Raw genomic sequence first — 25243 nt, 5'->3', positions numbered from 1 at the left:
ACCGAGTGGTTCCGGACAGGTTTTCGAGGGCGTGAGCGCCGCCGAGAGGGGCGGAGGCTCGGATTCTGCTTGGTGTCGCGGCAGCGGCGGGCGGCGACAAATCGCGACGGGTGGCCGATATTCGACCACATATTCCTTATTTGTGAAGCCCTGACACATCGTCGACATCTCCGTACGCTACGGTAACTTGACTGTCCGTTATTCCCCGGACGCCCATTGAATCCCTCTGTCAACCACCGCCCTGGCACTCCCATGCCCCGGGCGGACCGCCACGGAGAGCCACACACATGAGCACCACCGCATACAGCCGAATAGAAGCCTTAGGCGTCTGCCTTCCGGCAACAGTCCAGACCACTCCTCAACTCGCCGCCCTGGTCCCGGGGCTGGGGGAGGCGGACATCGAGAAGATCACCGGGATCACCGAACGGCGCGTGTACGACCCCGAACCGGCGGCCGGCGAGGACTCGTTCGGGATGGCCCTGTCCGCCGCCCGGGACGCGCTGGAGTCCTCCCGCTACGGGGCCGCCGACCTCGACATCGTCCTCTCGGCCTCGATCACCCGCTTCAAGGACGGTGGTCGCTTCACCTTCGAGCCGTCCTTCGCCGCGATGCTGGCCGGGGAGCTGGGTGCCCGCTCCGCCATCCACTTCGACGTCTCCAACGCCTGCGCCGGAATGATGACCGGCGTGTGGCTGCTCGACCGGATGATCCGCTCCGGTGCCGTCCGGCGCGGCCTGGTCGTCAGCGGCGAGCAGGCCACCCGCGTCGCGCAGACCGCCGCACGCGAGATGACCGACTCCTACGACCCGCAGTTCGCCTCGCTGTCCGTCGGGGACTCGGCGGCCGCGGTCGTCCTGGACGTCTCCGCCGACGCGGCCGACCGCATCCACTACATCGAGCTGATGACCTGCTCCGAGTACTCCCACCTGTGCATGGGCATGCCCAGCGACCGCAACCCGGGCATCGCCCTCTACACGGACAACAAGAAGATGCACAACCGCGACCGGCTCAAGCTGTGGCCGCGGTTCCACGGGGACTTCCTGGCCAAGAGGGGGCGGACGTTCGCCGGTGAGGAGTTCGACCACGTCATCCAGCATCAGGTCGGCACCCGCTTCATCGACTACGTCAACCAGACGGCGGAGGCCGAGTTCGCCGCCCCCATGCCTGACTCCCTCTCCGTGGTCGAACGGTACGGAAACACCGCCACCACCTCGCACTTCCTGACGCTGTGCGAGCACCTCAGGGCGGGCGGCGCCCGCCCCGGGGCCAAGTACCTGCTGGTGCCGGCCGCCTCCGGTGTGGTCACCGGTGCCCTGTCCGCGACGCTGACGAACGTGGGGGTCTGAGCCATGGGCATGGTCATCACCGCAGCCGCAACCGCCCTGCCCGACGACACGGCGTCCGCCCCGGCCTCCGTCGTGGACCTCGCGGGCCGCGCCGCCCGAGGCGCCCTGGCCCGGGCCCAGGTGCCGGCATCCTCGATCGGCGTCCTCATCAACGTCGGCGTCTACCGCGAACACAACACCTTCGAACCGGCCATGTCGGCCCTGGTCCAGAAGGAGGTCGGCATCAACCTCGACTACATCGCGGACCCCGAACCGGCCGCCGGCTTCTCCTTCGACCTGATGAACGGAGCCTGCGGCGTACTCAACGCCGTCCAGGCGGGCCAGGCCCTGCTGGAGACGGGAAGCACCGAACGGCTCCTGATCACCGCTGCCGACGTGCATCCCGGCGGCGACGCGGACCGCGACCCCGACTACCCGTACGCGGACCTGGCCGGCGCCCTCCTGCTGGAGCGCAGTGCCGACCCCCACGCCGGATTCGGGCCGGTACGCCACTACACCGCCGACCGGCCCACCGACGTCGAGGGCTACCTCGACACCGACACCATGGGCCGGCACGGGCGGACCACGATCACCGTCCGGCGCGAGCCGGACCACGCGCAGCGGCTGGGCGAGTTCGCGGCGAGTGCCGCCGCCGACTACGCGCAGGAGATCGGCATCGACCTCGACCGGACGCTGGTGATCGGCCCGTCCGCGACCGCTGACGGCGCCGGGGCGAAGGGAGAGCCGCACACCGCGGCGCCGGTCCTCGGCTACCTCCGGGCGCTGGAGGGCGTACGCCACGACGACCACGACCAGTTGCTGTTCGTGTCGGTCGGCGCCGGCCCCAGCGCGGCGTGTGCCCTCTACCGGCCCGAGGGGTGGTGAGCCCCGTGCCGCAGACGATACCGACCGGCGGCGGCCCCGCCGTGGAGCAGCCGGCCACCGGCACGGACAGCGTGGCCGGGTGGCTGGAGCGGAACGCCCGCGCCTTTCCCGGCAAGCCCGCCGTCATCCACCCCGACGGCCGCGGCTCCGGCAGCTACGCCACCCTCACCTACGGCGAGTTGCAGGAGAGCGTCGAGGAGCTGGCCCGCGGATTCCGGCGCGCCGGGATCACCCGGGGCACCAGGACGGTGCTGATGGCCCCACCCGGGCCGGAGCTGTTCGCCCTCTGCTTCGCGCTGTTCCGGGTCGGAGCCGTGCCCGTCGTCGTGGATCCCGGCATGGGCGTACGGCGCATGCTCCACTGCTACCGGGCCGTGGGCGCCGAGGCGTTCATCGGACCGCCCCTCGCCCAGCTCGTACGCGTCCTGGGCCGCCGTACCTTCGCCGGGGTACGCGTGCCCGTCACCCTGGGACGGTGCCGGCTCGGCCGCGGCCACACGCTGGCCGCGCTGCGCGCCACCCCCGCGACCGGGAAGCACGCGGTCGCGGACGCCGCCGCGCCGGCCGGCGGGGACGACCTGCTGATGATCGGCTTCACCACCGGAAGCACGGGCCCCGCCAAGGGAGTCGAATACACCCACCGCATGGCGCTGTCCATGGCCCGCCAGATAGAAGCCGTCCACGGCCGCACCCGCGACGACGTCTCCCTGGTCACCCTGCCCTTCTACGGGGTGCTCGACCTGGTCTACGGATCCACCCTGGTCCTGGCGCCGCTCGCGCCCGCCCGGGTCGCCCAGGCGGACCCGGCCCTGCTCGTCGACGCGCTGGAACGATTCCGCGTCACCACGATGTTCGCCTCGCCGGCTCTGCTGCGGAACCTGGCCGGGCACCTCACCGGCGCCGCCCGAGGCCGCCACCCGCTGCCCGACCTGCACTGCGTCGTCTCCGGCGGGGCCCCGGTGCCCGACGCGGTCGTGGCCGCGCTGCGCTCCGTCCTCGACGAGAAGGCGCGGATCCATGTGACCTACGGGGCCACGGAGGTACTGCCGATCACCTCGATCGAGGCGGCCGAGATCCTCGGCGACGACGAGGCCGACACCCGTCGCGAAGGCGGCGCTACCGCGGCCGGTACCGCGGCCGGTGCCGCCGCGGGCGAAGGGACCTGCGTCGGCCGGCCCGTCCCCGGCACCCGCGTGGCCATCGCCCCCGTCACCGACGGCCCGCTCGCCCGCTTCGACTCCGAAACCGGCCTGCCGGCCGGGCGCGTCGGCGAGATCCTGGTCCACGGCGACTCCGTCAGCCGGCGCTACCACCGGGCCCCCCGGTCCGACGCCGCGCACAAGGCGACCGAGGAACGCCCCGACGGCGAAGCGCCCCGCATCTGGCACCGGACCGGCGACCTCGGCCACCTCGACGCCGAAGGACGGCTGTGGTTCTGCGGGCGCTCCGCCCAGCGGGTCCGCACCAGCCACCGGGACCTGCACACCGTGCGCTGCGAGGGAGTCTTCAACGCCCACCCCCTGGTCCGGCGCACCGCCCTGGTCGGCATCGGGCCGGCCGGCGCGCAACGGCCCGTCATCTGCGTGGAGACCGAGACCGGGGCGGACGGGGCAGCGCTCGACGAAGGCGCGTGGACGGACCTGGTCGCCGAGCTGCGCACGATGGCTGAGGAACACGCCCCGACCAGCGGCCTCCAGGAGTTCCTGCGCCACCCCGGCTTCCCGGTGGACATCCGGCACAACGCCAAGATCGGCCGCGAGGAGCTGGCCCGCTGGGCCGAGCGGCAGCAGGCCCGGCCCGCGTCGTCCGCGGGCCGGCGGGCGGCCCGGATCGTGCCGCTCGCCGGATGGGCGTACCTCGTCGGCGGGGCGGTGTGGGCCGCGACCGGCGACGTCCCCGACCTTCCGGTGCTGCGGTGGCTGTGGTGGATCGACGCCTTCCTCAGCATCGGCGTGCACGCCGCGCAGATCCCGCTCGCACTGCCGCGCGGCCGGGAGGCAGGACACGGGACCGCCTCGGTGGTCGGGCGCACCATGCTCTACGGCGCGACCTGGTGGCGGGCGCTGTGAAGATCCTGGTCACCGGAGCATCCGGGTTCCTGGGCGGGCACCTGGTCGACGGCGCCCTCGGCCAGGGGCATCAGGTCCGCGCCCTGGTCCGCCCCGGCGGGGACGCCGTACGACTGGGCTCCCTGCCCGGCGTCGAGGTCGTCACCGGCGACCTCACCGACGGCGGGTCGCTCGGGCGGGCGGCAGAGGGCTGCGAGGCGGTCCTGCACAGCGCGGCACGGGTCGTCGACCACGGCAGCCGCGCGCAGTTCGAGGCCGCCAACGTCACCGGCACGCAGCGGCTGCTGGCGGCGGCGCGGTCGGCGGGGGCACGGCGGTTCGTGTTCGTCTCCAGCCCGAGCGCGCTGATGCGGGTACGGGAGGGCGACCGGCTCGGCATCGACGAGAGCACCCCGTACCCGGAGCGCTGGTTCAACCTCTACTGCGAGACGAAGGCGATCGCCGAACAGCACGTACGAGCGGCCGACGGGCCGGAGTTCACCACCTGCGCGCTGCGCCCGCGCGGCATCTGGGGGCCGCGCGACCACGCCGGATTCCTGCCGCGCATGGTCGACGCCATGCGCGCGGGCCGGCTGCCCGACCTGTCGGGCGGCAAACGGGTCCTGGTCTCGCTCTGCCACGTCGACAACGCCGTGGACGCCTGCCTGCGGGCCGCGCTCGCCCCCGCCGGGCGGGTCGGCGGCAAGGCCTACTTCGTCGCGGACCGCGAGGAGACGGACCTGTGGCCGTTCCTGGCCCGGGTCGGAGCCCTCTTCGACTGCGCGCCGCCCGCCCCGCGCATCCCGCTCGTCCTCGGCCGGGGGCTGGCCGCGGCGGTCGAGACGGGCTGGCACCTGCGCCGCCGGTCCGCGGGCGGGGGAGGCAGCGGGGGAGGCGGTACGGACGCGGCTCCGCCCCTGAGCCGCTACATGATGGCGCTGCTGACCCGCTCGGCGACGTACGACACCGCCGCCGCCCGCCACGACCTCGGCTACGCGGCCCCGCGCACCCAGGCCGACGGGCTGCGAGCACTGCGGGAGTGGGTGAACGAGGTGGGCGGCGTCGCCGCCTGGACCGCCGGCGGCCCGGCCGCTTCCACCGGCACCGCCGCACCGGCCCGCCACCCCGCACCCGACCACACCGAACAAGGGAACACGAAGTCATGACCTCCCATCAGGTCGATGCCGGTGTCGGTTCCGGCACCGATTCGGGTGCCGCTGCCGGCACCGATTCCGGTGGAAGTGGCGGTGTCGGTGTCGGCACCGGCGTCCGCTACCGGCGTCCGGTGTCGCCCACCGAACGCCTCTACCTCTCCGCCGGGGACGCCCGCGGGGCCATGGCCCTGCGCATCGTCGTCGAGGGCGACGGCGTACCCGCCCCCCAGGACCTCCAGGCAGCCCTGGCACGGGCCGCCGAGTCATGCCCGGGGTCACGGCTCGTGCACGCCGGGGCGATGTGGAGCGCCGGAGGACCGCCGCCCCAGGCGATGTACGACGTACCGCGCGCCGGTGCGTACGCCGACTCGGCGCCTGGGACGTACGCCTTGCCCGCCGGGCCGTCGCGGCGGACGGAGCCGCCGGGCTGCGAGGTGCTGGTCGTGCCCGGCGCCGAGGGGACGGCGACCACCACCGTCGTCTTCAGCGTCTCGCACGCCATGATGGACGGTCACGGCGCGCTGACCTGGGTACGGGAGGTCTTCCGAGCCCTGCGCGGCGAGCCCGCCCGGCCCGCCCTTGATGCGGACACCGACGCCGGGCTGCTGCGCCGGCTCGGCAGCACCAGGACGCGGCCCACGCCGACACCTCCCCGCCGCTCCCCGCTCGGCCCGGCCGACGGCGGCGGCCGCCCGCTCCGGACGCTGTGGCTGCGCCGCACCCTGCCCGGCCGCCATCCCGCGCTCACCGCCCGCCTCGCCCAGGCCCTGGCCGACGCCACAGGGCTCGACACCCGCGTCATGGTCCCCGTCGACCTGCGCCGCCACCGCCCCGGGATCGCGGCCACGGGCAACCTGAGCCTGCCGCTGTTCCTGGACCTGCGCCCCGGTCAGGACTGGACGGCCGCGCACACCCGCCTGCTGTCCGACCTCGCCGGGGACGGCGAACTCGCCGCCGGATTCGAAACGGCCCTCGCGCCGCTGCCGCGGCCCGTGACCGCCGCTCTGCTGCGCACAGCCCAGGCCGTGGCGACACGTACCGACCGTCACCTCGCTTCGGCCGTCGTCTCCCACCTCGGCCGCCTGGACCTGGCGGAGTTCTCCGGCGGCGGCTTCACGGCGGCCACGGCCTACGCACTGCCGGTGCACGCCCCACTGGTCCCGCTCTCCCTGGTCGCCGCCGAAAGCGGCACGGCGACCGAGATCACGCTCGGCGTCCGCGGCGGGGGCCCGGATCTCGCCGCCCGCGCCGCGCGGTTGCTGGACACGGTCCTGGCCGGTCTCGAAACCGAGGGCGGGGCGGAGGCGGGTCCGGCGACCGCATCTGCCATGGCACCGGAATTGCCGCCGGCACCGATTCCGGCACACCTCCCCGTCGAGTCGGACGCCGCGGCCACGGGCCCCGCACCGCAGGCGGCACACCCCGCTCCGGCCGTCCCGGACCCGGCGGTCCCCGAACTCACCGTCGTGGACGCCTTCCGCGCCCAGGCCGCCCGCACCCCCGACGCGCCCGCACTCGACGGGCCCGAGGGCGTGGTCACGTACGCCGAACTCGACCGGCGCTCCGACACCGTCGCGGCCGGGCTCCGGCGGCGCGGCGTAGGACGCGAGGACCTGGTGGGGCTGGTGGTCGACCGTACGTCCGCCGGCGTGTGCGCCCTGTGGGGCATCCTCAAGGCGGGCGCCGCCTACGTGCCGCTCGACCCCGGCCATCCCGGCGTACGGATCCGGGAGATCCTCCAGGGGGCCGGCGTCCGTCTCTGCCTGACCGGACGGCACCTGGCCGAGGACCTCGCCCCGTTCGTACCCGGGACCCTGCTCGCGGTCGAGGACCTCCTCGACGGCTCTGCCCCGGACACGGACCCGGACCCGGACCCGGACATGGAGACGGAGGACGCAGCGGACCCACGGCCCGCGGACCTCGCGTACGTCATCCACACCTCCGGTTCCACCGGCCGCCCCAAGGGCGTCCAGATCGAGCACGGAAGCCTCATGGGATTCGTCCGCTGGATGACCGGCGTGTGCCAGGTCACCGGTCGCACGCGCTTCGGCTTCGCCTCCTCCTACGCCTTCGACATCTCGTGCTTCCCCCTGTTCCTGCCCCTGCTGGCCGGCGGAACGGCAGTCCTCGCCCCCGGCACGCCCTCGCCCGCCGTCCTGCGCCGGCTCGTCGCCGAGCACCGCGCCGACACCCTCGCGCTCACCCCCTCCCACCTCGCCCTTCTCGGCGGCACGGGCAACGGTGCCGCGGGCGGCGGCCCCGCGCACCGCCTGCGCACCCTGCTGCTGGGCGGCGAGCCCCTCACCCCCACCGCCGTACGGTCCGCGCACGCCGCCTTCGGGACCGACTGCCGTGTGGTCAACGCGTACGGGCCCACCGAGGCGACCGTCGCCGTACTCGCGCACACCGTGGACGGCGGCGAGAGCGACGCCACGGTCCCGATCGGCCTCCCCGGCCCGTACGCCCGGGTCGACCTCGTCACCGAGGACGGCGAGACCATCGGCAGCGGACCGGGCGACACCGGTCGCACCGGCGAGATCGTCGTACGCGGGGTCCAGGTGGCCCGCGGCTACCTCGGTCCGTCCGACGGCCGTCCCTCACCCTTCACCACCGGCCCCGACGGCGTCCGCGCCTACCGCACCGGTGACCTCGGGCGCCGACTGGCCGACGGAGCCGTCGAGTTCGCCGGGCGCATCGACGAGCAGGTGAAGATCGCCGGGCACCGCGTCGACCCCGCCGAGGTCGTCGCCGCCCTCGAAGCCCACCCGGCCGTGCACCGCGCCGTCGTCGTGCCCCGCCGCCGCCCGCGCTCCACGGCGGCCGTGCTCTGTGCGTACGTACTGCCGCACGCCGGTGATCCCGCGGTGAGCGGGGACCTCGGCGGCGCACTGCGGACCGAGCTCACCCGGACACTCCCGGCGTATCTCGTCCCCGCCCATGTCCTCGTGATCGACACCCTGCCCAGCACGGTCAGCGGCAAGGCCGATCTCGACGCCTTCCCCGACCCCTTCGCCCCCTCCGCGCCGGTCGTACCCACACCGGCCACCACACCGGCCACCGCACCCGCCCCCGTCACGGTGGAGGCACGTGTCAGGCACCACTGGGCGGAGATCCTCGGCGTGGACGGCGCGCTGCTGTCGGCGGATTCCGAATTCCACGCCTTCGGCGGCGATTCCCTGGCCCTCGTCGAGATGCTCAGCGCCGTCTCCTCGGACCTGCTGACCCCCGCTCAGGCCCGGCGGTTCACCGGCCGTCTCGACTGCCTCGTACGCAACCTGACGCTGGAGCAGGTCTGCGAGCACCTGACCGCCGCCCGCGAGGAGGCATCCGCATGATCTTCGTAGGAGAAGGAGCCCTGCTTCGCCGCGCCGTCACCCACGCGGCCACCCGCGGTCACCCGGTCGACCTGGTCTGCTCCGTCGACCCGCTGGACGCCGCGGCCGCCGACGCGCCCCACCTCGCGGGGGTGGACGTCAACGCCCACGCCGGCACGCTGGCCCGGGCCTGCACCGACGGCATCGTCTGGTCCCTCAACAACCGGCAGATCTTCCGGGAGCCCCTGCTCCGGGCGGACGGCCTGCGTATCCTCAACATCCACAACGGCCTGCTGCCGCGGCATCGCGGACTGCCCTCCGTGGCCGTCCTGTTCGCCCTGCTGCACGGCGACACGGAGTACGGAGCCACCGTCCACGAGGTCGACGCCGGCATCGACACCGGTCCGGTCCTGGCCGAACACCGCTTCCGCATCGGGCCCGAGGACCGTTACCACCAGGTCATGCTCCGCGGTATCCGTGCCTGCCAGGCCCTGTTCGAGGAGATCCTCCCGGCGGTCACCGCCGGAACCGACCGCCCCGCACGCGCTGCGGCGGCGGCGGAACCGTCCGCGTACTACGGCCTGCGCGCCCTGGACCGGCTCGACACCTATCGCGACCACCCCGCCTACCCCCGCGCCACGGACCTCGGCCCCTTCGCCGCCCACGCGCCCGAGGTCGCCCGGGCGCTGTCCCGCCCGCCCTCGCTCAGACCTCCCCGGCGGCGTTCAGGCGGGTGATCTCGGCGGCGTATGCGGCAGTGCGGACCGCCGACGTACCGGAGACGTACAGCCCGGTGCCGACCGTGGCCAGAGGGAGGGAGAGGAGTAGTGCGGCAAGTACCGGGCCCAAGTCGCGCTCGGCGTCACAGCGCTCGCCCTCGTCCTTCTGGTACGACACCGTGAAGTCGGTGTCCTGGTGGAAGGCGCGGGAGTCACACTGGATGGGCTTTTCGGCTGTTCGGTCTGGTGTTGGGCAGGCCGATGGCCCGGCCGGCACGTCGGGTGGGCACCGGGTTCCACGGCTCCGGTCGGCGCGGCGCGGGCAGGGATGGAGGCCTGTCGGGACGAGGTGACAGAGCTCTAGCGGGAGGATTCGAGCTGTACGGCGGTCCTGATCAGGCTGGCCAGGGCTGGTGAGCGGCTGTGCGTGGGCCAGGCGATGTGTGTGGAGACGGGGGGCGCGTCGGTCAGAGGGATGGCGGCGTGCTCGGACCACAGCCAGGCGCGCGCGGATTCCGGCAGGACCGCGACGGTGCGTCCCAGGGCGACCAGTTGGGCCAACTGCGTCTGGTCGTGGATCTCGGGGCCCGGGCCGGGCGCGTAGACGCCGTGTCTGGGCCAGCGTGCCGGTGGGAGGCCGGGGAGGTCGCTGATGTCGGCCATGGACAAGGTGTTGCGCGCGGCGAGGGGGTGTCCGGCGGGCAGGACGGCGAGCTGACCCTCGGTCATGAGTTCCTCGCTGTCGAACCCGGCGAGGGAGTTGAACGGCACGTGCATGAGCGCGACGTCGGCGCTGCCGTCGCGCAGCCGTGCTTCCTGGTCGGACATGCGGCACTGCAGGACCTCGACCTCGGCGGCGTCGGGCTGGGCCGCGTAGGCGTCGAGGAGCTTTTGGAGCAGTTTGTGGACCGCGGCGGTCTTCACCGCCAGCACCAGACGGTTGCGCGCACCGCCCGGGTTGTCGGCTCCGCCGGCGCGGCGGGTGCGGCGGGCGGCGGCGGTGGCCGCGTCGAGTGTCGCGCGGCCCTCGGACAGCAGCACCTGTCCGGCATCGGTCAGCGCGACGCCACGTCGGTCGCGTTCCAGGAGGCAGACGCCGAGGCGCCGTTCGAGCTGCTGGATCGCGCGCGACAGCGGCGGCTGGGCCATGCCGAGGCGTTCGGCGGCCCGGCCGAAGTGCAGCTCCTCGGCGACGGCCACGAAGTACCTCAGCTCGCGGGTCTCCAAGGCGTCCACGGCTACAGCGTACGCCAGCGATACCCACCGGGTATGACAGCGAACTCGATCGGTGTTGGCCGGCGCGCCCACCTGGGAGCGAGCCTGGACGGCATGAACGAAACGAAGATCGCGCTCGTGACCGGCGCGAACCAGGGAATCGGATACGCGATCGCCACCGGGCTCGGAGCCCTCGGATACCGCATAGCCGTCGGAGCGCGGGACGCGGGCCGGCGCGAGACCGCCGTCGAGAAGCTGCGCGCCGCCGGGGTCGACGCGTTCGGCGTGCCGCTGGACGTCACCGGCGACCAGAGCGTCGCCGGCGCCGCGGAATTGATCGAGCGGGAGGCCGGTCGGCTGGACGTGCTGGTCAACAACGCGGGCATTTCCGGACAGCTGGGTCCAGGCTGGGTGCAGGACCCGACAACGCTCGACCTCGACCTGGTCCGCACGGTCGTGGAGACGAACGTCATCGGCGTGATCCAGGTGACGAACGCGATGCTTCCGCTGCTGCGGCGCTCGTCCTCGCCGCGCATCGTCAACATCTCCAGCAGCGTGGGCTCCGTGACCCGACAGGCCGACCCGGACATCGAGATCGGTCCGGTCATGGCGGCCTACGCGCCGTCGAAGTCGTTTCTCAACGCCGTGACCGTCCAGTACGCCCGGCAGTTCGCCGATACGAACATCCTGATCAACGCCACCTGCCCGGGCCTGGTCGCGACCGCCTTCACCGGCTTCCACGGCCCCCGCACGCCCGAGCAGGGCGCGACCACAGCGATCCGGCTCGCCACGCTGCCCAACGACGGCCCGTCCGGCGCGTTCTTCGACGACGAAGGCGTCGTCCCCTGGTAACCGGCCCGGTCTTGCGGACGGTCTCGACGAGCGGAACTGCCCCAGCCTGGGACACCACCGCATGGCCGCCGTCCTCGATGCGGATGCGGACGCGTGGATAGGACCCCATACGCTCGCTTCTTCACCTGGGAAGTGCCGCCGACGGTGGCGGGAACAAGGACCTCGATAGTCCTCGTTCTTGCTGGTCAGAGGCACTTTGCGCTTGCCTGGCCATCCGTCGGACAGCCCGCTTCATGAAAGCGCGAGGCCAGCGCAGACCGGCTACCGGCTACCGGCTTCGGGGGCCGTCGGGCCGCAGATATCGGTCCCAGATCAGGGCCTTGCGGTACGGGCCGTCCCCGTCGCTGTCGTACTGCGGGCCGTCGAAGACGACCCAGTAGGCCAACTCCCCGGCACGCGCATGGCGGTTCACGACGAGCTCGGGCGCTCCCATGTCGTCGATCGTGCCCAGGAACTCGTTCCGCCAGGGACGGCCGTCCCCGTGCGGATCGCGGACGACAGCGACCCGACTGCCCGCGGGCAGCGCGGCGGCCGGCCACTCCTGGGGCAGGGAGCGGCCCCTGATGTGTTCGACGGCCTGTCGGTCATCCGAGTTCGTCGAGGCGGAGGCGGATGCAACCATGCGCCCAGCCTGCCCCGGGAAGATCGCCGAAGCCACCGGTTAAGGGACGGGCTCGGGCAGGGAACGGCCCGAGCCGCCTGCTACCGACCGCGACCGGCTCTGAGCCCACCCCGAGTGGACCACTGCCCCTCCACACCATTGCGCTGCCGGCCGATGGCCCGGAGCTCGACGGCAAGCTCAGCCGCGCAGGTGCCTAGTACGAGTTGTCGAGCCGGTCCACGAGCAATCGAAGCTCGCGAGCTCGGCGCCGGGACATGCCGTGGATCACGGCGTCCAAGAACTCCCGTGCCTCGAAGGGGCTTCCGCAGCATTCCCACACACTGCAGCCGCCGTCCTCGTACTCGCTCCAGAGGTTGCGGTACGGGTCCCGCACGAAGCCGCGCCACATCCTCACGGAGTCAGCCGTGACACCAGGCCACAGGTAGTTCCGGCTCCGCTCGATCCTGGCAACTTCGGCACGAGCCGGCGCGGACAGGCCGGCGATGGAGACTTGCTCGGTCAGCAGGTGCCGCAGCCGCGGGACCTGCTCGGCGCGGACACGCCCAGGCCGTCTACGCGGCATGGGCCTTTCTGTGGAACGTCATGGGGCGATCCTGCCAGGGAAGGCTGCGCCGTGGCACCTGACTTGCGGCTCAGTCCGTTCGTCGTCGCGGCTTCGTCCCGTCGTAGCGGCGGCGAAGGAAGGACCGCCGGCGCCGGTCGACGTCCTCGGGGTCGGCGCCCTTGCCCGGTCGCCATGGAGGGACGCCCAAGACCTGAACGACGCGGTGCGAGCCCACAGTCGGGTTCGCACCGCGTCGTCCTGGTTCGGGTGGTGGTTACGGCAGCTTCAGCCAGGGGCTCTTGTTGGCCATGGTGGCGGTCTGGCTGCTGGTCCAGAAGATGGTCGTGTAGTTCCCGTAGGCCCGGCCGTCCCGGCCGTTGAAGTCGGGTGAGGTGAGGTGCATGTTCGTGACGGCTCCCGAGGGGCAGTCGTAGATCTTCTGCGACATGATCCTGGAGCCGCCGGTCTCCAACGTCTGGAGCATGATCTTGCAGGCGGGGTGCCCCGCGCGCAGGGTGACGTAGGCGTCCGGCCGGCCGACGCCCGCCCTCGGGGCGCTGATGCAGGACTTCCAGTCGACGTACTTCGAGCCGAGGCCCTCCGAGTACTGCCAGCAGCCGCCGCCGCTCGCCGCGTTCGCGGTGGGAGCGAAGACCAGTGACGAAGCGAGGATTCCGGCCGTGCCCAGGATGCCTGCGGCGACCCTAGTGAATTTCGACATGCTTGTTCCCCCGTGCTGTAACCGTGTGGTGACGGATGGTCAAGATCGAAATTATGGGCCGCCCGGCAGGCTGTCCACCGGTCGGGCCGCGTTCAGAGGTAAATTTGAGGAAGCGGCACGACGGCCGGCCTGATCCGTGACCGCGACGAGCGCTCAGGAACCCGGACGGGGACCACCGCACCCTCGATGTGGTCGGGCTCCTGCACCTGGCCGCCGGACAGTACCCCGAGGGCCCCCGTCCGGCCTCGCTCCTCCGCGAGTTGGCGATGGGCGGCGAGCGCTTCCGCGGCCTCGGGGCCCGTGCGGACGGCGGGGCCGAGCGGTTGTCGCTACGCCCGGTGGCCACACCGCCCACACCGCCCACACCGCCCACACCGTCCCCGGCCGCCCCTCGCCCCTCGCCCCTCGACGGGATGCCCGGCCCGGCCGGCAAGACACCCCCCAGGTCACACGCCCGCGCCCGCCCCCGCCGGTGCGGGAACCGGGCCGCCCGACATCGCGCGGGCCATCCATGCGGAGGAGCGCAGGGTCTGCGCGACGAAGGCGCCGCGGCCCACCCCGAGGGTCCGCAAGGCCGGACCGTGATCCACCGCGACCAGGGCGGCGGCGCCGGCCAGAAGTCCGCGCCAACCGGCCGTCACCGCACGGCGGGCGGGCCGGGGCAGCCCGGCGAGCCCTTCCCGCAGGCGCAGGCAGTGGAAGGGGACGTGCCGTTCCTCGTCCGCCAGGATCCGGCCCGCGACCTCGGCGGTCAGCGGGTCGGTGGCGCCGTCCCGCAGGGCCTGGTAGTACCCCAGGGCCACCACCTCGGCGATCATCAACACCAGCAGCTCCACCCGCAGTCCGAGGAGCCGTCGGACCCGGACGAAGGCCGCGTCGCTCCAGTGCCCGTCGAGGGTGCCGGCCCCGCCGGCCGCCAGCAGCAGCTTCAGCATCCGCGCGTGGTTCTGTTCCTCGGCGATGAAGAGCCGGACCGCCTCGGAGTAGACCGGGTCACCCGCCAGGTCGGCCTTGCCGGAGAGTGCGGAGCCGTCGCCGTCCTCGCCGACCTGGAACTTCTGGATGCTGCGGACGATCTCGGCCGCCAGCCGCGCGCCCTTTCCCCAGTCGGGATCGCCCAAGGCCGCTCGGCGCTCCCGCTCGGCCTCGAACTCGCCCACCCACGCCCCGTACTCGCTTTTGATCATGTTCAATAATCTAGCGATTGTTGATCGCGTTCAAAAGCATCGGAATGTCATGGCCGCGTAACAGAACGACGCGGACCGCACGCGCGCGGGTCGACCGGGGTGAGAACTCCGAGCCGGTCCTCGATCGCCTGGGCCGCGCCCAGGCACAGGTCCTCCCGGAACGCCCGCCCCACGACCTGGACTCCGCAGGGGAGCCCGTCGGCCGTCCCGGTCGGTACGGCCACGCCGGGTACGCCCACGAAGCTGGTCACGGTGCACAGGCGCATCCCCGACCCGACCCGGTCCCTGCCCGGCCTGTCACGCGACTCCAGCCCCGGCTCGACCGGCGGCTCGGTGAAGACCGGGCCGAGCAACAGCGGGTACTCGTCGAGGAATTCGGCCCACGAGCGGCGGATGTTCAGCCAGGTGCCCATCAGCTTCACGAATGCGTCCGCGCTCGCGGGCGGGGTCCGCTCCATCATCATCTCGACATAGCGGTCACCGCCCTTGCCGAGCAGTGTGCGCACGACCGGCCAGGTCGGGGCGAACTCGGTCACGACGATCCGGCCGTAGGTTTCGAGGGCCTCGTCCAGTCGCGGCACGTCCTCCACCTCGCGCACGTCGTATCCGGCGTCGCGGAGCGCGTCGGCCGCCGTCGCGACGGCTCCGCGAACCGTCGGGTGGACGCCGTGCCCGCCGGGGTCGGCCACGACCGCGACCTTCACGCGTCCGGGGAGCGGTTCGCCGTAGGCGGGCACCGGTACGGCGCGCGGGTCTCGCGGATCGGTTCCGGCCAGTACCTCGTAGGCGAGCCTCAGGTCGCCCACGCTCCGGGCCAGCGGGCCGTCGGTGACCAGCATCTGCGAGGCGGGGCCGGGGTCGTCCGGGCCGAGAACGCGGTGGTCGGCGGGGAACCGGCCCGTGGACGGCTTCAGCCCGGCCACGCCGCAGAATTGCGCCGGGATGCGCACCGACCCGCCGGAGTCGTTGCCGAGTCCGAGCGCCGCCATGCCCGTGGCGACGGCCACCGCGTCGCCCCCGCTGGAGCCGCCCGGCGTCCGGCTGCTGTCCCACGGGTTGACCGTGTCGCCGAACAGCTCGCTGCGCGTGTGCATCCCCGCCAGGATCAGGGTGGGGATGTTGCTGTGCCCGATGGGGATGGCCCCGGCCGCGCGCAGCCGAGCCACCGGCGGTGCGTCGGCGGGCGCCACCAGATCGCGGAAGCGCTCCGTGCCGAACGTGGTCGGCACGCCTTCGACGGCGGTGCTCTCCTTCACCGTGAAGGGCACGCCCGCCAGCGGCCCCAGCGTTTCACCGGCGGCCCGCCGGCGGTCCAGCTGTGCCGCGGCCTCGCGAGCGCGCTCCGCCAGGAGCTGGGTGACCGCGTTCACCTGCGGGTTGATTGCGGCGATGCGATCGAGGTGACTGTCGATCAGTTCGACGGCCGAAACCTCCGCGGTGCGCACGGCCTCCGCCTGCGCGGCGGCCGGCATCTTCCACAGGGCGTCCTGCATGGCCCCACCTTCCTCGTCCACGTACCGATGCGCTTGCATCGGAACCGCAGCGTACCCATGGATTCGATACGACCGCATCGAATAAACTGCGCTGCGGAGCGGAGCACCGCGGAACAGGGAGGCGGCCGGTATGCCCAGGCAGGTCGATCACGAGAGCCGACGCCGTCTCATCGCCGAGGCGGTCTGTCATCTCGCCGACGAGCGCGGTCTGGAGGGCGTGACCCTGCGCGACGTCGCCGCACGCGCGCAGGTGTCGATGGGGGCCGTCCAGCGCTGCTTCCGCACCAAGGAGGAGATGCTCGTGTTCGCTCTCGGGCACATCGGCGAGCGGATCGGTGAGCGCGTACGGGCCCGCCTCGTCCGGAGCCCGGCCCAGTCGGCCGGCACCGCCCTGGGTCACGCGGTCACCGAGATCGCACTGCTGCGGGAAGAGCACCGCGCCGAGGCCAGGGTCTGGCTCGCCTTCGTCGCGCAGGCGGCGGTCAGCGAGGCACTCGCAACAACGCTGAAGGCGAATTACGCGGCCCTGCAGGAGGCGTTCACCCACCTCATCTCGGAAGCCCGCGAGGACGCCGACCGTGCGGTGCCCCTCGATCCGCGACGCGAGGCCCGCAGGCTCCTCGCCCTGGCGGACGGCCTCACCACGCACGTCCTCATCGGCCACCTCGCCCCGCAAGAGGCGTACGACGTCCTCCACGCGCACGTGGCCGGCCTCTGGAAGTGACCGATCCGGCCCCCTCCCGCCGCTCAGTCCGCCGCGGCAGGTGGCGCATTGATCAGTCCGAAGGGTATGTGGACGCTCGGAGTGCCTTGGGCGGTGCCGTTGAGATGGGCGACCTGGTCGTCGAAGAAGATGTGCGGGTCGAGGGCCTTCATGACCGCTGACTTGTCGATACCGCCGAGGAAGAAGGCGTCGTTGACCCGCAGCCCCCACATCTTGAGGCTCAGCAGGGCGCGTTCATGAGCGGGGGCGTCCCGAGCGGTGACCAGTGCCACACGGAGGCGGGGCCGGTACGCGGAGTCCTCGCGGCGCCGCTCCTCCTCAAGGCGCTGGATGCGGTTGATGCCCGCCAGGAAGTCCCGCAGCGGTCCCGGATCGTGAGGGGTGCCGGCATGGCCGGCCTCGTACGCGCGGAACGCGTCGATCCCACCGCTCTGGTAGACCTGCTCGGCCGTGTCGCTCGCCACCACTCCGTCGAAGTCGAATGCGATACGGAGTTCGGGGTCGGTCTCGTCGTCGATCCGCCCTGTTCTGAGGACGTGTCCCGCGGGCCGCCCGGCTGCGACCGCGTCCCGAACGTCAGGTCCGTCGGCCGACAGGAACAGTGACATGTTGAGCGCCGGCATGAACGGGTGCGAGGGACGGCCCTGCCGGAAGACCGCCCGGCTGATCGGCAGGTTGTGCGCCTTGATCGAACGCATGACACGCATCCCGGTGTCGGGGTCGTTGCGGGAGAGGATGATGACCTCGACCAAGGGGTCGGCCTGATCCGCGAGGTCGTTCAACGACAGCAGGCGCCTGACGAAGGGGAACGCCACTCCCTCGGCCAGTAGTTCGTCGGCATGGGTCTCCTGGTAGGTCCGGTAGGCATCCTCGCCCCGCTCCCGGAACACCGCGTCGCAGTCGGTCAGGTCGAACAGGGCGCTGGAGGCGATCCCCACCACCAGGCGATCGGACAGGTCGTACCTCATGGCGCCCCCTGCCGGCACATGTGCAACGTCGGGATGCTTATCACCCCTTGGCATATGCGGGAAACGTCTTCGGGTCCACCGTTGCCGACCGGGCCGCCGCGTGTCAGTGGACTCGAACGGCCGCCGATAGTGTGGTGGGCATGAAGATTCATCGTCCGGGGCGTCCGGAGGACCTTCCGGAAGCGAGTGTCCTGTGGGCGCGCTGGGCCGCGCTTGCCGCGGCGACCTGGAATGCCGAGGAGGAGAAGGAACGCTTCCGGTACGGGTACTGGCTCGGCGGCGACGACGGCGACGGCGACGGCGACGGCGACAACGTCCTGCGGTACGACGACGGCGCGTGCAGCCGGTGGGTGTTGACCCGGGCCGACGGCGGCCGCGCCGTTCTCTTCGGGCAGGACGATTCGGGCAAGGTCGGGCAGTACCGGCCGCCGATCGATCTCCTCGCCGGGGCGCCCGGGTGGGTGCGGGACGACCGCTTGCACGACCTGCTGGAGCAAGGAAGGGTCGAGTGCGTCTACTGGTTCGAGGACGGTTCCTGGCACCGTGCGCCGTACCCCGACGACCTTCATGACGACGGGCTCGACTGCGGGATCGGCCACCTGACCTCACGTGACCTCGCCGTCGACGCGATCTGTGCGCAGTTCGAGTTCGACGACGACTGCGAAGGCGCCGCGGAGGCCTGTGAGCGGTTCCTCGACCACGCGGAGCGGGGCACGGTCACCGGCGCGGTCGTGCGCTCCTTCGCCGATGAGGTCTTCCGGATCCAGACCGAGTACGAACTGCTCTGGCCCAAGGTCCCGGTCGCCCGTTCGGAGGCGGACCTTGCCGCGATGACCGCGCTCGTACGCCGGCGGTGACGCCGCGGCGGGCGGCCGGTCGGCGGTGACCCAGGGCGCCTGCCCGACGGAGCGGCCGATGGCAGGTGACCGACAAGGCACATCCGGCAAGATCCGGAAGAGACGGCCTGGCAGCCCCGCCCCGCTCGCGCGTCCGGCCGTGGTGCACGGCCGGTGATACGCACGGGCGGGGCGGGTGTGCCGCGGCGGGAGGCCGTCTCAGGCCGTGGCCGGGGCGGGGGTCTCCGGGGACTTCGGAGGCTCAGGGGTCTCGGCGGGGACCTCGGCGCCGGGCTCGGCGTCGGGGTGGGGGATGCGGTGCAGTCCCTTGCGGTCGTAGAGGCGGGTGACGGCGAAGCCGAAGACCAGCGCGGCGACGAGGGCGACACCCATCGAGGCCCAGGCCCGGTTCAGGCCCGCGTCGGCCTGGGCCCCGTAGTAGAGGAGGGAGCGCAGGCCCTCGGTGATCTGGCGCAGCGGCTCGAACTCGGCGAGGGCGCGGAAGAACCCGGGGAGTGCCTGGACGGGCACGGTGGCGCCGGAGGACGGTACGGCCATCGCGACGAAGACGATGGTGGCCAGGAGCATGCCGGGCGTGCCGAAGGCGGCGAACAGGGCCAGGCTGCCGATACCGACCACCGCGATGGTGGCGACCGAGTAGAGCCACAGCAGGCCGAGGTGGGAGGCGTCCATGTCGAGGATGCCGACCGTGGCGACCTCGACCAGGGTGCCCATCACCACTGACAGGCCGAGCATGAGCGCGATGCCGATGGCCAGGGTGCGGACGCGGCTGGTGTGCTGAACGGGTTCGCGCTTGCGGATCGGGCCGAAATCGGTGTGCAGGTAGCCGAGCGCGGTGTCGACCTGGGAGTTGACCACGTTGGCGCCGAGCATGCCGCAGACGACCAGGACCAGTGCGTAGTAGAAGGCGCTCAGCCCCATGGCGCTGCGGGGGCCGACCGGATGGCCGTCGGCGACGTTCACGGTCACCGGGTCGGCCAGCTTGAGCTGGGCGGCCGTCGGGAGGGGGGTCTTCTGGGCGCCGGCCTGCTTGAGGAGTTCCTGGCCGAGCTGGGCGGAGGCGGCGTGGGCGGCCTTCTGGGCGGCCTGGGAGGACATGGAGGAGCCGATGCTGCCGGCCGCCTGGTTGGTCAGCACGGTCAGGGTCGGCGGGGTGGCCTTGCCCTGGGCTGCGGGCTGCGGGGCGGTGAGTCCGGCCACCGTGGCGGAGTAGTCGGCGGGTATGACGAGGGCGCCGAAGACCTTGCCCCGGCCCAGCCGCTTGTCGGCCTCCTCGCGGCTCACGACCTGCCAGTCGATGCTCTTTTCGCCCTTGGCGGCCTTCTGGATGCCGGAGACGACCTGCTCGCCCAGGTTGACGTGGCCGCCGTTGATCTCCGCTCCGCTGTCGCTGTTGACCAGAGCCACGGGCAGGTCGCGCAGGTTGCCCTTGGGGTTGACGTTGCCGCCGACGTAGAGCAGGGCGAACAGCATCGAGACCACTGCGGCGATGAGTCCCGTTCCGATCCACAGCTGGGGTCGGCGGAGCACGGAGGGGGGCGTGGGATGAGGCATCGATTCTCCGGTGCGGCTGCGTTCCTAGGGTTGGATACTTATGGTATCCAGCTACTGGATAGTGGCAGTATCTTGCTGTGGTGTCCAATCGCCGACACCGGATGCCGGATGCCGGATGCCGGATGCCGGACCGCATGACCAGCAGGGAAGCCGTATGAAGATCTCGGAGCTCAGCCGGCGGACCGGCGTGCCGGTCGCCAGCATCAAGTACTTCCTGCGACAGGGACTGCTGCCGGCAGGACGGGCGACGGCCGCGACCCTGGCCGAGTACGGAGAGGAGCACGCACAGCGGCTGCGACTGATCAAGGCGCTGACCACGCTCGGCGGCCTGTCCATCGCCGCCACCCGTGAGGTGCTCGGGGCCGTCGACCAGGCCCACAGCTCCGAGAGCGCCCTCGGAGCGGTCAGCTACGCGCTCCCGGTGCCGGTGGCGGCCCAGGGCGCCGCCGGCCAGGAGGAGGACGCCGGGGCCGACGCGACCGCCGGTGCCGAGGTGGCCGACCTCCTCACGGAGCTGGACTGGCAGGCACCCGTCACCTCACCGCACGTGAAGGGACTGACGGCGGCGCTGGAGGAGCTCCGCCGGCTCGACGCCCAGTACGCCCCGGGAGAACTCGCCGCCTACGCGAGGCTGGCGCAGTCCGTGGCCCGGCTGGACCTGGAGCGCGCGGCCGGCCTGGACGACCCGGTGGCCCTGGCCGAACGGGCCGTCATCGTCTTCGCCATCTGCTCCCCGGTGTTCGAACTCCTGCGGCGTCTCGCGCAGGAGGACCAGGTCCGGCGCCGGGTCGCGGGCGTCGGCCGGGGCGGCGGCAGCGGGGACGCGGCGCCACGGTAGCGCGCGTGCGCAGGGTGTTCACGTACGTGCCGCCCCTGCGGGATCCGGATGCTGTCCGCCCGCCGCCCCCCCGACGGGCGGACCGTGCTCAAGGGGCGTGACCGTGCTCCACGGGCCGGCCGTCACGGCGGGCTTCGGGGACCACGGTGACCTGCGGGATCCCGGTGCCCGGATGCCGGGACACCTCCGCCTCGACACGGTAGACATCGGCCAGCAGGTCCCGGGTGAGGACCTCCTCCGGTGTTCCGGTCGCGACCACGCGGCCGCCGTCCAGCACACAGATCCGGTCGCAGAAGGACGCCGCGAGGTTGAGGTCGTGCAGGGCGATCACGGCGGTGACCCCGACCCTGCGGACGAGCCGGAGCGCGTCGAGCTGATGGCGCAGGTCCAGGTGGTTCGTCGGCTCGTCCAGCACCATCGTCCCGGTGCGCTGGGCGAGCGCGCGGGCGATCAGTACCCGCTGCTTCTCCCCGCCCGAGAGGCGGTCGAACGGTGCGTGCGCCAGCGCGGCGACATCGAGCTCCTCCAGCGAGCCCATGACGATGTCGCGGTCGTCGGCGTCGTCGCCCGCGAAGGCGCGCTTGTGCGGGGTGCGTCCCATCGCCACCACTTCGTAGACGGTGAGTTCGAAGTCGCCCGCCGTCTCCTGCAGGACGGCCGCGAGTCGCTGCGCGAGCCGTTTGCCGGGCATCCGCCACACGTCCTCGCCGTCCAGCAGGACGCGTCCGGACGTGGGGCGCAGCACCCGGTAGAACGTGCGCAACAGCGTCGACTTGCCCGCGCCGTTGGGACCTACGAGCGCCAGCACCTCACCGGGTGCCACGTGCAGGGAGACGCGGTCGACCAGGGTCCGGCCGTTCACCACGACCGTGACGTCCTCGGCGTCGAGGGCGCCGGGCCCGGTCATCGGTCCGCCGGTCATCGTGCCGCCTTCCGTCGCATCAGCCAGAGGAAGAACGGTCCGCCGACGAGGGAGGTCAGGATGCCGACGGGTATCTCCTCCGGGCTCATGAGCGTGCGCGCGCCCAGGTCGGCGGCGATCAGGAAGCTCGCGCCGAGGAGGGCGGCGGCGGGCAGCGCGCGGCGGTGGTCGGCGCCCACCAGCAGGCGTACGACGTGCGGCATGATCAGCCCGACGAAGCCGATCTGGCCGCTGACCGCGACGATGGTGCCGATCATCAGGGCGACCAGGGTGAACAGGGCGCCGCGGAAGCGGTGGACGTCCAGCCCCAGCGCCGCGGCGGCTTCCTCCCCGGCCAGCAGCAGGTTGAGCGACCGGCACACCCCGAGCAGGACGGCCGTGCCGAGCAGCACGGCGCCGACGGGGATCCATACCGTCGTCCAGGTGGTGCCGGCCAGCCCCCCGAGCATCCAGCGCAAGGCCGACTGCGTCTTCTGCGGGTCGTTGGAGGTGACGATCAGGAAGCTGGCCACCGCGGAGAGGACCTCGGCCATGGCCACACCCGCCAGCACCAGCCGTACGGTGGTCATCCGCCCGCCGGAGCGCGCCAGGAAGTACACCGCGACCAGGGCGGCCAGGGCTCCGCAGAACGCCGCCACGGGCAGCGAGAACATCCCGAACAGGGTCACGTGGAACACGAGGACCAGGACCGCGCCGACCGACGCGCCGGACGAGACCCCCAGCAGCATCGGATCGGCCAGCGGATTGCGGACCAGGGCCTGGAGCGCCATGCCCGACACCGACAGGCCCGCGCCCACCACGCCGGCCAGCAGCACGCGGGGGAGCCGGACGTCGACGACGATCGTCTCGCGGACCGGAGTCCAGTCCGGTTCGGCGAGGACCGGGTGGATCCGGTGCAGCAGGATCCCCCAGACCTGGTCGGCCGGGACGCTGATCGAACCGATCGCGATGCCGGCCGTCGCGGTCGCCGCCAGCAGGACCCCCAGGGCGACGAGCAGCACGGCGTAGGGAACGGCCCGGCGGCGGGTCCGGGGGCCCGGCGGGTTTCCCGCCGGAGCGACGAGCGCCTCGTCCTGCTCACGCGCCTCCGTCACCCCGGTCACCGGAACCGGTCCGGGTGGATCTGGCGGGCCAGTGACTCCACGGCCGCCGGGACGCGGACACCGAGCACGGTCGACGACAGCGGAAGCACCGCGAACCGCTGGTTCTTGATCGCGGGGACGTCCTTGAGCGCCGGGTTGGCGAGGAGGAACCTCTTCTTGTCCTCGACGTGCTGGTCGCCGTAGTCGTAGATGACGATGACCTCGGGGGCGCGCTCGGCCACCTGCTCGAACGACACGTCGCCGAAAGCCTTGTCCACGTCGGCGAAGAGGTTGACCCCGCCGGCCCGCTTGATCAGTTCGTTGCCGATGCCCTTGCCGCCTGCGGTGAAGGCGGTCTTGTCGCCGCTGTCGTAGACGAAGAGCCTGGCCGGGGCGACACCGGCCAGTTTGCCGTCGACCCGGTCCAGGGTGCCGTGCAGCTTGTCCACCTGCTCCTCGGCCCGGTCCGGTACGCCGAAGATCTTGGCGACGGTGCGGATCTCCTCGTCGACGGTGGCCATGGTCACCGGCCCGGCCGGGCACTCCTCGATGTTGAGACGGGTGTTGACCCCCGCCTTGGTGAAGGCAGTACGGCTGCGGCCCTCCTTCTCGTCGAAGGTGGAGCCGAACCCGCCGTAGACGAAGTCCGGTTCGGCGGCCAGCAGGGTCTCGAAGGACGGGTACTGCTTCGACAGCACCTTCACCGATTCGAAGGCGGCCTGGTACTCCGGCAGGATCTTGTCGTCGAGATAGCCCGTGCCCACCATCGACTTCTCCAGCCCGAGCGCCAGCATGACCTCCGTGGCGTGCTGGTTCAGGGACACCGCGCGCTGCGGCGGCCGCTGATAGGTGCTCTCCACCCCGCAGTTGGACACCGTGACGGGGAACCCCTTCGCCCCGGGTCCCGATGCGGCGGTGCGGTCCTGGGCCTTGCCGCCACAGGCCGGGACGAGCAGTACGGCGGCCACGGCCAGGAGCGAAGACAGCGGGCGTATGCCCCTCATGTGGTGGGTCCTCTCAGTGGGTCTGTCGGGTGGTCACGGAACTTCACGGAGCGGCGTGTCCCGGACACGCCGGACACGCCGGACACGCCGGACCCGCCGGCTGCGCCGGACACACGCGGGCGTCGGCGGCCGGGTGGCGAGGGGATCGTCCGTCAGGGGACGGCGACCGGCGGGGCGGGGAGCGGGGTCAGGGAGGCGTACTCCAGCGGTGCGGACGGGTCGACGGACACGTTCAGCGGGGCCGGCTCCGCCCCGGAGCGGACCAGCAGGTCACCGACGGCCGCGATCATGGCGCCGTTGTCCGTGCACAGGGTCAGGGGCGGAACGCGCAGCTCGATGCCGGCCGAGGCACATCGGCGTTCCGCGAGGGCTCTGACCCGTGAGTTCGCGGCCACGCCGCCGACCACGACCAGCGTCTTGACGTCGTACGCGCGGCAGGCCGCGAGAGCCTTGCGCGTCAGTACGTCCGCCACCGCCTCCTGCAGCGCGGCGGCCCCGTCGGCCACCGGCGGCTCCTCACCGCGCTGCCGGTGCTTCTCGGCCCAGCGGGCCGCGGCCGTCTTCAGTCCGGAGAAGGAGAAGGCGTACGGGTCGTCCCCGGGCCGGGTCAGCGGGCGCGGGAAGGCCACGGCCTTCGGATCGCCGTCGCGGGCGGCCCGGTCGATGGCGGGACCGCCCGGATACGGCAGGCCCAGGATCCGGGCGACCTTGTCGAAGCACTCGCCCGCCGCGTCGTCGAGGGTGTCCCCGAGGTGCAGGATCGGCTCGCGGACCAGGTCCCGGACCAGGAGGAGCGAGGTGTGGCCGCCGGAGACGATCAGCACCACGCACGGGTCGGGCAGCGGCCCGTGCTCCAGGGTGTCGGCGGCGACGTGCCCGGCCAGGTGGTGGACGCCGTACAGCGGCACCCCGGCCGCGTACGCCAGCGTCTTCGCCCCGGCCAGGCCCACCTGCAGCGCGCCCGACAGGCCGGGCCCGGTGGTGACGGCGACCGCGTCGATCTGGTTCAGCCGCAGTCCTGCCTGGTCGAGGGCCTGCCGGACGACCGGGTTGAAGGCGTGCAGGTGCGCGCGGGCGGCGATCTCGGGCACGACGCCGCCGAAACGGGCGTGCTCGTCCATGCTCGACGCCACCACGTGCGCGAGCAGTTCGCCGTCCCGCACGATTCCCGCGCCGGTCTCGTCGCACGACGACTCGATCCCCAGCACCACTGGT

23 protein-coding genes are annotated in these 25243 nt (G+C 72.5%); 10 read left to right on the top strand and 13 right to left on the bottom strand.

Going from position 1 to position 25243, the window contains the following annotated elements:
- Nucleotides 1-287: 287 nt before the first annotated feature.
- Genes ACFY0D_RS11510 through ACFY0D_RS11485 form a run of 6 tightly spaced genes read left to right on the top strand, consistent with a single transcriptional unit; the run spans nt 288 to nt 9463 of the window.
- The gene (locus tag ACFY0D_RS11510) at nt 288-1346 is read left to right on the top strand and encodes a 3-oxoacyl-ACP synthase III family protein (RefSeq protein ID WP_390798117.1); all 1059 of its coding nucleotides are present in this window, start codon (nt 288-290) and stop codon (nt 1344-1346) included.
- 9 nt (nt 1347-1355) lie between these two features.
- Nucleotides 1356-2210: a hypothetical protein gene (locus ACFY0D_RS11505; RefSeq protein WP_390798116.1), complete on the top strand. Its 855-nt coding sequence runs from the start codon at nt 1356-1358 to the stop codon at nt 2208-2210.
- A 5-nt stretch (nt 2211-2215) separates the two neighbouring features.
- Nucleotides 2216-4279, top strand: a complete 2064-nt coding sequence (locus tag ACFY0D_RS11500; protein WP_390798115.1) for a fatty acid CoA ligase family protein — start codon at nt 2216-2218, stop codon at nt 4277-4279.
- A complete protein-coding gene (locus ACFY0D_RS11495) occupies nt 4264-5424 on the top strand; it encodes an NAD-dependent epimerase/dehydratase family protein (protein ID WP_390798114.1) in 1161 nt (386 codons plus the stop codon). The genes ACFY0D_RS11500 and ACFY0D_RS11495 overlap by 16 nt, the downstream gene beginning before the upstream one ends.
- On the top strand, nt 5421-8747 hold the full coding sequence (locus ACFY0D_RS11490) for an amino acid adenylation domain-containing protein (RefSeq protein ID WP_390798113.1): 3327 nt from the start codon (nt 5421-5423) through the stop codon (nt 8745-8747). Before ACFY0D_RS11495 ends, ACFY0D_RS11490 begins: the two co-directional genes overlap by 4 nt.
- Nucleotides 8744-9463 (top strand): formyltransferase family protein, encoded by a 720-nt coding sequence (locus ACFY0D_RS11485; RefSeq protein ID WP_390798112.1) that lies wholly within the window; start codon nt 8744-8746, stop codon nt 9461-9463. Before ACFY0D_RS11490 ends, ACFY0D_RS11485 begins: the two co-directional genes overlap by 4 nt.
- On the opposite strand, the gene ACFY0D_RS11480 is transcribed toward ACFY0D_RS11485, so the two are convergent.
- Together ACFY0D_RS11480 and ACFY0D_RS11475 are read right to left on the bottom strand one after the other, a co-directional pair.
- Entirely contained in the window at nt 9432-9623 is a 192-nt protein-coding gene (locus ACFY0D_RS11480) for a hypothetical protein (RefSeq protein ID WP_390798111.1), read from the bottom strand. The two genes, ACFY0D_RS11485 and ACFY0D_RS11480, sit on opposite strands and share 32 nt — an antisense overlap.
- A 182-nt stretch (nt 9624-9805) precedes the next feature.
- Complete coding sequence (locus ACFY0D_RS11475) at nt 9806-10681, bottom strand: LysR family transcriptional regulator (RefSeq protein ID WP_390798110.1); 876 nt, start codon at nt 10679-10681, stop codon at nt 9806-9808.
- A gap of 93 nt (nt 10682-10774) precedes the next feature.
- Here ACFY0D_RS11475 and ACFY0D_RS11470 point away from each other — a divergent pair, with 93 nt between their 5' ends.
- Nucleotides 10775-11512, top strand: a complete 738-nt coding sequence (locus tag ACFY0D_RS11470; protein WP_390798109.1) for an SDR family oxidoreductase — start codon at nt 10775-10777, stop codon at nt 11510-11512.
- Between the two features lie 268 nt (nt 11513-11780).
- On the opposite strand, the gene ACFY0D_RS11465 is transcribed toward ACFY0D_RS11470, so the two are convergent.
- The 5 genes from ACFY0D_RS11465 to ACFY0D_RS11445 all read right to left on the bottom strand — a co-directional run bounded on the left by ACFY0D_RS11465 (nt 11781) and on the right by ACFY0D_RS11445 (nt 16079).
- Entirely contained in the window at nt 11781-12134 is a 354-nt protein-coding gene (locus ACFY0D_RS11465; RefSeq protein ID WP_390798108.1) for a ferrous iron transport protein A, read from the bottom strand.
- Between the two features lie 193 nt (nt 12135-12327).
- A complete protein-coding gene (locus ACFY0D_RS11460) occupies nt 12328-12522 on the bottom strand; it encodes a hypothetical protein (protein ID WP_390798182.1) in 195 nt (64 codons plus the stop codon).
- A gap of 430 nt (nt 12523-12952) precedes the next feature.
- Entirely contained in the window at nt 12953-13399 is a 447-nt protein-coding gene (locus tag ACFY0D_RS11455; RefSeq protein WP_390798107.1) for a hypothetical protein, read from the bottom strand.
- A gap of 446 nt (nt 13400-13845) precedes the next feature.
- Nucleotides 13846-14586 carry a ferritin-like domain-containing protein gene (locus tag ACFY0D_RS11450; protein WP_390798106.1) on the bottom strand — a complete coding sequence of 247 codons (741 nt, stop codon included), beginning with the start codon at nt 14584-14586 and terminating at the stop codon, nt 13846-13848.
- A gap of 47 nt (nt 14587-14633) precedes the next feature.
- Nucleotides 14634-16079 carry an amidase gene (locus tag ACFY0D_RS11445; RefSeq protein ID WP_390798105.1) on the bottom strand — a complete coding sequence of 482 codons (1446 nt, stop codon included), beginning with the start codon at nt 16077-16079 and terminating at the stop codon, nt 14634-14636.
- A gap of 130 nt (nt 16080-16209) precedes the next feature.
- Here ACFY0D_RS11445 and ACFY0D_RS11440 point away from each other — a divergent pair, with 130 nt between their 5' ends.
- Entirely contained in the window at nt 16210-16803 is a 594-nt protein-coding gene (locus tag ACFY0D_RS11440; RefSeq protein WP_390798104.1) for a TetR/AcrR family transcriptional regulator, read from the top strand.
- Between the two features lie 23 nt (nt 16804-16826).
- Here ACFY0D_RS11440 and ACFY0D_RS11435 read toward each other — a convergent pair whose 3' ends face one another.
- Nucleotides 16827-17771 carry a 5'-nucleotidase gene (locus ACFY0D_RS11435; RefSeq protein ID WP_390798103.1) on the bottom strand — a complete coding sequence of 315 codons (945 nt, stop codon included), beginning with the start codon at nt 17769-17771 and terminating at the stop codon, nt 16827-16829.
- 140 nt (nt 17772-17911) lie between these two features.
- On the opposite strand from ACFY0D_RS11435, the gene ACFY0D_RS11430 reads away from it, so the two are divergent.
- Complete coding sequence (locus ACFY0D_RS11430; RefSeq protein WP_390798102.1) at nt 17912-18628, top strand: hypothetical protein; 717 nt, start codon at nt 17912-17914, stop codon at nt 18626-18628.
- Between the two features lie 198 nt (nt 18629-18826).
- Here ACFY0D_RS11430 and ACFY0D_RS11425 read toward each other — a convergent pair whose 3' ends face one another.
- The gene (locus tag ACFY0D_RS11425; protein ID WP_390798101.1) at nt 18827-20182 is read right to left on the bottom strand and encodes a YhgE/Pip domain-containing protein; all 1356 of its coding nucleotides are present in this window, start codon (nt 20180-20182) and stop codon (nt 18827-18829) included.
- Nucleotides 20183-20336: 154 nt separating this feature from the next.
- Between ACFY0D_RS11425 and ACFY0D_RS11420 the strand changes: the two genes are divergently transcribed.
- Nucleotides 20337-21020 (top strand): MerR family transcriptional regulator, encoded by a 684-nt coding sequence (locus tag ACFY0D_RS11420; RefSeq protein ID WP_390798100.1) that lies wholly within the window; start codon nt 20337-20339, stop codon nt 21018-21020.
- An 88-nt stretch (nt 21021-21108) separates the two neighbouring features.
- Here the strand turns inward: ACFY0D_RS11420 and ACFY0D_RS11415 are convergent, their stop codons facing one another.
- The 4 genes from ACFY0D_RS11415 to tsaD all read right to left on the bottom strand — a co-directional run bounded on the left by ACFY0D_RS11415 (nt 21109) and on the right by tsaD (nt 25239).
- The gene (locus ACFY0D_RS11415) at nt 21109-21942 is read right to left on the bottom strand and encodes an ABC transporter ATP-binding protein (RefSeq protein WP_390798099.1); all 834 of its coding nucleotides are present in this window, start codon (nt 21940-21942) and stop codon (nt 21109-21111) included.
- Nucleotides 21939-22943, bottom strand: a complete 1005-nt coding sequence (locus ACFY0D_RS11410; protein WP_390798181.1) for a FecCD family ABC transporter permease — start codon at nt 22941-22943, stop codon at nt 21939-21941. Before ACFY0D_RS11410 ends, ACFY0D_RS11415 begins: the two co-directional genes overlap by 4 nt.
- Nucleotides 22944-23041: 98 nt before the next feature.
- Nucleotides 23042-24028, bottom strand: a complete 987-nt coding sequence (locus ACFY0D_RS11405; protein WP_390798098.1) for an ABC transporter substrate-binding protein — start codon at nt 24026-24028, stop codon at nt 23042-23044.
- Nucleotides 24029-24180: 152 nt separating this feature from the next.
- Complete coding sequence (gene tsaD / locus ACFY0D_RS11400; protein ID WP_390798180.1) at nt 24181-25239, bottom strand: tRNA (adenosine(37)-N6)-threonylcarbamoyltransferase complex transferase subunit TsaD; 1059 nt, start codon at nt 25237-25239, stop codon at nt 24181-24183.
- Nucleotides 25240-25243 lie beyond the last annotated feature (4 nt).

Origin of the sequence: Streptomyces sp. NPDC001502, assembly GCF_042894785.1 — a bacterium.
GTDB classification, from domain to species: Bacteria; Actinomycetota; Actinomycetes; order Streptomycetales; family Streptomycetaceae; genus Streptomyces; species Streptomyces kutzneri.
Note: the sequence above shows the minus strand (reverse complement) of the source record. Positions and strands in the feature narration are given on the sequence as shown.